Origin of the sequence: Pseudoalteromonas sp. Isolate6, from assembly GCF_022398435.1 — a bacterium.
Classification (GTDB): Bacteria; Pseudomonadota; Gammaproteobacteria; order Enterobacterales; family Alteromonadaceae; genus Pseudoalteromonas; species Pseudoalteromonas galatheae.
Genome location: NZ_JAKEVK010000194.1, coordinates 1 through 8654 on the forward strand (window position 1 = coordinate 1; position 8654 = coordinate 8654).

6 protein-coding genes and 1 pseudogene are annotated in these 8654 nt (G+C 40.1%); 4 read left to right on the forward strand and 3 right to left on the reverse strand.

All coding sequences use genetic code 11. The features are described from left to right. Both L1D50_RS18885 and L1D50_RS18890 read left to right on the forward strand, forming a co-directional pair. Nucleotides 1-826, forward strand: an 826-nt coding sequence (locus tag L1D50_RS18885; protein WP_239966602.1) for a class I SAM-dependent methyltransferase, incomplete at its 5' end; no start/stop codon positions are given. Between the two features lie 10 nt (nucleotides 827-836). After that, nucleotides 837-1583, forward strand: a complete 747-nt coding sequence (locus L1D50_RS18890; RefSeq protein WP_099032015.1) for an autoinducer binding domain-containing protein — start codon at nucleotides 837-839, stop codon at nucleotides 1581-1583. Between the two features lie 17 nt (nucleotides 1584-1600). On the opposite strand, the pseudogene L1D50_RS18895 reads toward L1D50_RS18890, so the two are convergent. Continuing rightward, nucleotides 1601-1829 (reverse strand): annotated as a pseudogene (locus tag L1D50_RS18895) (IS110 family transposase); the annotation flags it as partial. A gap of 148 nt (nucleotides 1830-1977) precedes the next feature. Here L1D50_RS18895 and L1D50_RS18900 point away from each other — a divergent pair. Beyond that, complete coding sequence (locus L1D50_RS18900; protein WP_128727489.1) at nucleotides 1978-2352, forward strand: hypothetical protein; 375 nt, start codon at nucleotides 1978-1980, stop codon at nucleotides 2350-2352. Nucleotides 2353-2742: 390 nt separating this feature from the next. Here the strand turns inward: L1D50_RS18900 and L1D50_RS18905 are convergent, their stop codons facing one another. Continuing rightward, nucleotides 2743-6843, reverse strand: a complete 4101-nt coding sequence (locus tag L1D50_RS18905) for a carboxypeptidase regulatory-like domain-containing protein (protein WP_167815463.1) — start codon at nucleotides 6841-6843, stop codon at nucleotides 2743-2745. Nucleotides 6844-6993: 150 nt separating this feature from the next. On the opposite strand from L1D50_RS18905, the gene L1D50_RS18910 reads away from it, so the two are divergent. Further along, nucleotides 6994-7776 carry a complement resistance protein TraT gene (locus L1D50_RS18910; RefSeq protein WP_275660226.1) on the forward strand — a complete coding sequence of 261 codons (783 nt, stop codon included), beginning with the start codon at nucleotides 6994-6996 and terminating at the stop codon, nucleotides 7774-7776. Between the two features lie 159 nt (nucleotides 7777-7935). Here the strand turns inward: L1D50_RS18910 and L1D50_RS18915 are convergent, their stop codons facing one another. Then, nucleotides 7936-8427, reverse strand: coding sequence for a hypothetical protein (locus L1D50_RS18915; RefSeq protein ID WP_128727486.1), 492 nt, complete (start codon nucleotides 8425-8427; stop codon nucleotides 7936-7938). Nucleotides 8428-8654: the final 227 nt, after the last annotated feature.

An 8654-nucleotide genomic window follows, 5' to 3' on the forward strand; every position in this document is an offset into this window, starting at 1 on the left:
GTTATTTAACGCTATACTGATTAAAAATGATTGCAACTATGATATTGGGGTTGATAGGAAAATATCTGCTCTAGTTGTTGAAACGAAAGAAATAAAGAAAAGGGGGCTTCGCTTCCTAAATCGAAACTTATCATCTTGCTTTAATAAGAGTGATTGTCTAATTAAAAGGGAAATTATGAATAAATCTCATTGGGATGAATATAGTAGTGCATTTGACTCTATTATTACTCCACCACAAGTCGAACTTTATAATACAATTGCTCCGCTTTTGTCAGGAGTTGTTCTGGATGCTGGATGTGGAAATGGAAACTTAGCCGCTTTTGTTAATGGTGAAGTTTCTACTTATCACGGTGTAGATACGTCTCTTGATATGGTGCAAAAAGCCAACGCCAATCTGCAGAGACTGAAAGAACCACAGCGATTTCAAGCATTTCATGTCCAACTAGAAGAGTTTGTTAATACGCATCAATACGACGTGATTACATTAATAAACAGTGTTTACGCGATGGATAATCCGTCTTTGGTTTTTAAACACTGCTATAACTTACTTGCTCCGGGTGGTCTGTTAATTATCGCAAACCCCAATGAAAACATGACAAAATCTCACATGGAAATGATGATTGAGTTGTATGAAGCGCAATTTAGAGACAATCCTGCTGTTGCAGATTTTAAGAGATTGAACTTACAATTTGTCACACAATACCAACATTCTTTTTATACTTTAGATAAAGTTGAAGGTTGGCTAGAACAAGCTGGACTGTCTGTAACAAACAGAGATTGCACTCACTTTCATGGTGCAATGAATTTAATCGTAGCTAAAAAGTAGGAAAATAAAAATGCGCTATCAAGATCTAGTCGATTTGTTGAATGCTTCGAATCAAGCAGAATACACTGCAAGTTTTTATCGTGCCATCTCACATATCGGATTTGATAGCGCAATTTATGGTTTTTTGCCAAGCCATGAATTTGTTAAACACTTGAACCAAATGCCTATCATACTCGCCACCGAAAACGCCCCTCTGGATTATTTAAAGTACTATCAAGAAAATGAAATTTTTAAGCCTGAGACAGATATCTTCGTAGCTAAAATACTTGCTGGTCATCGAGATCCAATAAACTGGTGGCGGGACCTACATGGTTTCAACCCCACAGAGTTACAAGTTGCTACCTTGACCCATGCAAAAAACGAATTTGGTCTCAATAACGGTTTTGTCGTCCCGCTCATGTGCGACCACAGAGGCTACGCTTGTGTTACTTTGTATAGCAATTTAAGTGATAAAGACTTTAATCACCTCGTACAGGAAAATGAAGAACAAATCGGATTATTTTGCTCAGCGTTGAACAGCAAAATTTTCTCAGATCCAAACTTAGTTGCTGAGTTATACGACAATTATATAAAAATGAGCGATACAGAGCGTCAAGTGATGCGATACTTGGTTTCGGGGAAACCGATGAAGCAAATTGAAGATCATATTGGAATAACCTATCGCTACGCTGCAAAAGTAATTGATAAATTTAGAAAAAAGCATGGAAATGTTCCAAAAGATAAATTGCTTTATTCGCTAGGGCACTACTTTAGTTGATTTAACGCTAGTATTTCATATCTGTAAGCCAGCGGGAAGTTGCCACCACGCAATAGACTAGCGATTTTATAAGAGTCAATCTTATCGTTTTTGGCTTTACCACCGTGAATAGCTTTCATGCAAAGCGCATGACCAAGCACAAAATCAATATCATGCTCAGCACATAAATCACTACCCAATACCAACAATGCATGCATGGAGGTCAATTCCACAATAATATTTATGAAAAGTAGTATAGAATTTCATTGAGCTTTCTCCTTTTGGTTTGTTCGTCTTGAAGTTTAACTGTTCGCTAAACTTCGGGGTGAAGGTTCAATAGGTATCAAGAAAAGCAACCGGCCGGTTTCACTGCCGATTCTTTTGGCGTTAGAGTATTTGGGAAGGAGTTCAAATTTTGAGAAATATTAAAGATCTTACTGGGATTAGGCCATCTTGGCAGTTCGGTACTATTCTTTTATTAGTAATAATCGTTTTCGGTTTCTTATATTCATTATCTCAGGAAAATGAACTTGATAAGTTTTTGAATGAATGTGTCGGGTGCCTCGTTGATATACAAGAAGTTAACAATCAACAAGTATTTGAACTTGCTATGGCTATTTCAATATTTTCATTAGCAATTTCAACTTTGATTTTAATTATTTCTTTGCCTTTATACCTTTTCTCAAACGATTCTGATAGAGCCAAAAAAGCTGGTAAGTTAACAAATACCTCGTTCGGTTTCATAATAGCTTCTGGAACGGCTGTTATCGGAACATTAAGCTTTGGTTAAAAATACTCTAGCAAGTCTCTCAATTCGGGACTGCTAACAGCTTGTTTGGCTCCGCTTAGCTACACAATTTTAGCCAAGCTTTATCTGCCTGATAGTAGGGCGTTAGTCCATAGAATTCTTATGCGAAATTCACCTAATATAGCCGACGACATAGCTCATTTCTGTCCAAATACGAGTTAGGCGAACGTCCGCTATCGTAATTAGATTTAAGATATTAAGTTGCTGTTGAACCGCCGAGTGTGACACACATACAACAGCCAAGTTTAATTTAGCCCTGTTATTCTGGTTTATTAACGTCAGGTGGTTTAGTTGTGGTCTCTAATTAAGTCAACTCGGGCTAGATTTTATGGCCCACTCATCAAATTGTGCATGAGTGGGCCTGCTTTATTTTTAGTTTGTTGAGCGATCACTTACGATAGGTGATGGCGGGTTTTTGGGCTTATTACTCTGGTGTAGCATAAAGTAATACTGTTGGCGTTCATTGGGTTGATTATTGATATCAATACGTGCAACTCCTGCGATTACGTCTAAACCATCGGCACTCTTCACCAAGGGGTAGTCGTTTGGACCGAGAGAGAGTAGTGATACTCTGTTGAACACTAAAGTTTCTACATTCTGAACTGTTTGATGTTGGTTATCTTCACTGACATCAAAATAGTGGTCGCCGCCGTATACATCTTTTCCAATGTTACGCATAAATGCCCCCATACTGATAAGGAAGTTGTTTTCAACTTCAATGCCTTTTAGTCCATAGAACAGCTCGTGCTCACCGACAAATACAATTCTTCCCCCCTGCGCAGCAAATTGTTTTAAGCGACTGACTTCATCCGGAGAATATGAGTTAAGTGGAGTCCAGAGTACGATAAGTTTTATTTGTGGGTCATCAAGATCCCAATCTTCTAGAGACTGATATGTAATAACTTCAAAGCCTAAATCTTCCCAAGTACTGTACAGGTAATTAATAGATTGGCATGACCAACTGCAGCGAGAATCATGAGATCGATCTAGGACTATTTTAGAACCTCGGGCACGGAGGCTGTTTCCTGAAAAACTGGCTAGGTTTTTCGCAAACTGTGTGTTATCAGCTTTGTAAATCCGTTCATTATCTAGAATATTGACATCATTGAATACAATTAAATCTCCACCAGCTGCAGGTGCGACGTTACTGTCAAACGTAAAGCCAATAATTGAATTAGCTCGGCTCCCCTTACTATCTGTCGCAAAGAGTATAATGTTGTTTTCACCTTGAACAAAAGACTCCGCTGGTTGAGTGAGTGCGAAACTGCCACTATTAAGCGCAAAGCTAATGTCTCTTTTAGCCTCTCCATTTATAGAAATAAATAATTTGGCGATACTTGATTGAACTGTTTCAATCTTGCCTTCTATTAAGATGTTACTACTCAAAATTGCGCCAGGTGTTGGAGACAATACTGTGATTTGTGGTGGAACTTTTAATGTTAACTCAGATGTTGGCTCGGAAATTGCGCGATAAGCGCTTAAATCGCTTTCGTTTCCTGTTAAAGCAACATCTATGATGCATGCTTCAAGCCTGCTTTTTATGCTTACATACTTTTGGCACACTTCTTTAACCCGTTGATATTCCGCACTACCAATTTGTGCCTCTAACCTCGCTTGAGTTAACAATGTCCGTGGAAAGTTAAGGTCAACGAAGCTTTCAGGAGTCTCATCATTGAAGTAGTCGAACAAAGAGGATTCGGATGTTACACGCCAACTATTACCATAAATATCATAAAGTTGATTAAAGTTACCTTTGTCTTCAATTTGCTTGCCGTTAGCATCCGTTAAGTCATTGTCGACGTTGCCATCAAAGTATCCAAGTAATCCATTAACGCTGCCCGCACGAGAGTTTGGTAAAAGCACTTCTGTCTCGACAAACTCACCCCGTCTATACACCTTTAGTAATGAGGTGTCTGGCCAAGTTATTTCGTAATGACGATTATTTTGTTTAAAGATACTTGCTTGATTAGGAAGCTCACGAGCACCGTTATTCAATGTTTGTAATTGACCATCAATAAGCACGGCAAGGCCTTCATCATTTGGGTAAAAGGTGACTCTTATTCCTGCTACATTTGCGGCGACAGCGGCATTGAAAGACACATGTTGATTGCCAGGGACTGCGACATAACGGCCCTGAATCTCAAAAGAGTCGATATTGGACTTGGCTAAGATATACTCACCAACACCATTAAATCCATAGTTTAAGCCGTCAAACGTACGTAAATTTGGGTCTCCTGTGACACGAGCTTGTTTGCGCGGGTTGCCTAGGTTGTCGTCAATTGGGTTGCTATCATCTACGGGCTCACCACTGAGCAGAATTAATTGAACTGGTTGGTTGGTGTCCTCGGTAACGGTGATTGTAATGCGCTCTGGTTGAAAACCCGATTTAGAAGCGATGACATGATAATCACCAACCGCGAGTGGTGAAGAACTAAAGGCGCCACTGGTATCGGATGATAATTGTTGAGAAAGCCCAGTGCTAACGCTTGTTAGTGAAACATCAGCACCCGTTATGGGGCTGCCGTCAACATCGGAAATAGCACCTGTAAGCGTATTGAATTGAGTCTCAAATGGGCAAACTTCAGAGCTCCAAATTGGTCGATTAAAATCGTAAAGAGGAATATTTTTGTTTTTTTCTTCGTTGGTTAAGCCAAGAATATCTCCAACAAATCCATAATCTAAATTGGCATCAACACCTAAACCTAATGATAGCGCTAAGCTGCATTTGACTGTCTGTTGTGTATTGTTAAGTACTGCAGTTGCGATATATTCAGCATATGGCCCCATTGCTAATCCTGCTCCTGGGCCATCTAACTCTATTTTATTACCAAAAGGTAATGCGACAGATAACTCATAAGCAGAAAGCATAAACTGTAGTTCGGCTTCTACTTTTGCTGATGTTTCACCTGATAGTTGGTATTCAGGTCCAATTTGAGATATGACGGGTACAAAGCTGTTAACTGGGCTCAGTTTGTCGTTTTGATATTTGAATCCGGTTTTATACTCTCCTGAAGCACTAATACCCATTTTTAAATGGGCTTCACCTGCGACGCCCAAGTAAGCACCTAGTTGCGGATGTAGTTTAACGTTCAAAAACAAAGGTATTGGTCCAACAAACAGCTTTACGTTTTTGTTGACTATAGGGTTGAATACTTTGCTTTTGCTCAGACTGCCTTGATATTCATAGTCAGCATTAAGGTAGGTCTTAGTTAGATAATCTGCTTGAGCAATTGTAGAAAAGTGAGTTACTTCACCTCGAATAATTGAAAACTCTATCCCAATTGTAGCGCTTGAGTTCATCTCGAGTTCTACAACTGACGTGACCTCAGGGCTTAGTTTTTGCTGCAGTGTTCTTGAGAACGTTAAGATAGGAATATCTACACTTGACTGTACCGTATTACTAGCAGTTGAAACCGACTGATTAAGTGTTGCAGCTTGGTTCGTTATAACAAGGTCTAGTTTAACGTCAGCATCTGGAAAAGCTTTGTGTAATGGTGCATGGGAAGTAGTTAAAACATTACCATTAATATCAAGAACCTCACGCATAAACCCGGTATCATCATCAGCGGTGACACCGACTATAATATCACCGACTTGTATGTCGCTTAACGCACCTGCGGTGATTGTGAGTCTACCCATCTCCGGGGTAATTTCTACTCCCGATTGGCCATCAACGATGAAGGTCGTGTAACCGTCAACGCCTCTTGTTGCTGGCTTCAATTCGCTGCTCGGGTCTAATGTCGCGATGACTTCAGCATCTTCAAGCGGTTGCTCGTCATGATCACCTGTGTAGTCAACAAAATCTATTGCTTCAGCAACTGCCACATGGGCGCTTGCAGAGGTAGAGTAGCCTGATTTATCTGAGACTGTGACCGTAAACTCAAGGTTATCTCCAGTGTAGTCTTCAGGGATTTTTAGTGAAGCAAAGTCAGGTTTATCATTATCAATGTTAAGAACTATATCTGTTGATTCTTCCCATACGATGCTGTCAATTTCAACGGCACTCGATATATCCGCTTTTAATTGTGCCCACGATCCTTTCGCGATGCTCTGAGGTACTTGCAATTGAACCGTTATGTTGTTCAGGTTGTTTACGGTGACAACTACCTGATCAGTAGCACTTCCTCCCTCATCATCAATAACGGTTAATTCGAAGCTTAACTCCTCGTTTTCTGTGACATCTGGAGCCACGAATGAGGAAATTGCGTTGCTTTGGTCCGATAACAAAACAGGGGGGCCTGACAGTTGTTGCCATTGATAGCTTTTAATCACCCCATCGTTATCCGTGCCACTACCGCGTAACGTGACGGTTGCCTTTTCATCGACCGTTTGATGTTCTCCTGCTTGAGCAATCGGTAGGCTGTTTGTTGGCTTATCTATATCGTTATCTGAGTCCCCACCGCATGCGACTAAAGCGCCTGTTAACAACGTAATTAGGGTTGTGCGTAGAGGAATGCATTTATGCAGATCCATAACCATCCTTATGTATTTGAGCGAGAGCAAGTTGCTTTGAAAAATAAGAATGCGTGAAAAAGTCTGCATGAAACAGGGTCGAAATTTCCACCTTGTTCAGTATTGATTCATTGAATAAGTTATCTAGGTGTTAACAAAAATGAAGGGTTTATGGATATGGAACACGGCACTATATCACAACATTTTATTTCGACACCTAAATTCGGTGCTTGGAAATTGATTTTTACGCTATGCTCATTTTTTCTAGTGATGCAATTAGTTGGTTGTAATGCGATGCACACTGCGGTGAAAAAGCGAGATTTAAGAGTTGAAACTAAAATGAGCGACTCTATATTTCTTGACCCAGTCAGTCAAGACAAGCGTACAGTGTTTTTACAACTCAGAAATACATCGGATAAGCAGGATTTAGTCATCGCTAACGAGATACAAACTGCATTACTTTCAAAAGGCTACAAGGTTGTTAATGACCCAGATACAGCGCACTTTTGGATCCAAGCGAATATTCTCAAAGCCGGCAGAACGACCGCTGATGAAAATCGAGGAATTTTAGCCCAAGGCTATGGTGGGGCTGTAGCGGGTGCTATTGTTGGTGTTCAGTTTGGTAGTGGTCGAGGACAAGCAGCTGCAGGCTTGCTTGGTGCAGCTGCAGGCTTTGTTGCTGATGCAATGGTGGAAGACGTTTATTTTAATATTGTTACTGACTTACAGGTTTCTGAGCGCGCGAAATCTGGTGTTGAAGTACAAGAAGGAAATAGAGCTAAGCTAAAGCAAGGTAACTCAGGCTATAAATCGGTGACTTCAAACGAAGTGACTGACCGTAAAAAGTATCAAACACGGATCGTATCTACAGCGAATAAAGTAAATCTGGAATTCGTTGAGGCTCGACCTAGGCTAGTCCAAGGTTTAGTAAATTCTATTTCGGGCCTGTTGTAGCTAGGTGTTCGGTAATATTGAAAATATAGTACTAGGGTGGAAGTAACGTGCCAATACTATGTTTCCATTTATTTTTAACGGTTATAGCGAATAGCAGACACCCGTCATAATATAGATGCAAATTGTGATGGGGGTCTGTGTTAGTGCTCGATTGGCTTGTTATACAGCTTTTAACTCATGAGTCCAATCTTTCCATGAAATCGACTTGCCCGGTAATGCTATTTTTGAGAAAGGCCACACTGATTGAAGCCAATTTAAGACAGTCTGATAAAGTATTTTTTCTAACGCAATACTATCATCTCGAATCCACAAGTAGACTTCGCAGTCATAATTTAGTGATCGGCTTGGATCTATATAAACAGAGCCTAGGCATTTTTCCTTTGAATTGTTAAATATGGAATATGCAAAAGCATCCCTTGATTCAAATTCTTGTTTATGAATTTTTAAGCTTTCTATATTTTCTTCGAGGGTCATATTAACTTTAGGCCACTCAGTTTCAGGGCCAAATATTCCTTGTAGTCTTTTTTGACTGGACATTACTGCTTCAAAGTCTAACTCAGCAACTTCTTCTTCAAGCACTCTGAAGTGAAAATTTTCACTATCAAAGAACGTCGGAGGCTTAAACGATTCAGGAATAAATGGATTGGGCATACTCTGGGCTATCCGTAGTTGTATAACATTTTAGTATTTATGCGACACGCAGTTTGTGTTGCATAATCGCTGGTCGGACTGAGCCGCTACCTGCTCGGTGCGTCAGAGTTGGTGTCGTTTATGCTGTGGGCTTACTTAGAAAAAATAGGCTTTTTGGAGGCTTTAGCGCTCTTTGCTAGTTTGAACAGCTAATCTATTATTAATTAAGCTTTCCCTGCATCGCTCAG

What these genes read in the sequence shown, in the direction of transcription:
- L1D50_RS18910 (WP_275660226.1), top strand. Translation starts at nt 6,994, where the DNA reads ATGGATATGGAACACGGCACTATATCACAACATTTTATTTCGACACCT.
- L1D50_RS18890 (WP_099032015.1), top strand. Translation starts at nt 837, where the DNA reads ATGCGCTATCAAGATCTAGTCGATTTGTTGAATGCTTCGAATCAAGCA.
- L1D50_RS18905 (WP_167815463.1), bottom strand. Translation starts at nt 6,843, where the DNA reads ATGGATCTGCATAAATGCATTCCTCTACGCACAACCCTAATTACGTTG.
- L1D50_RS18915 (WP_128727486.1), bottom strand. Translation starts at nt 8,427, where the DNA reads ATGCCCAATCCATTTATTCCTGAATCGTTTAAGCCTCCGACGTTCTTT.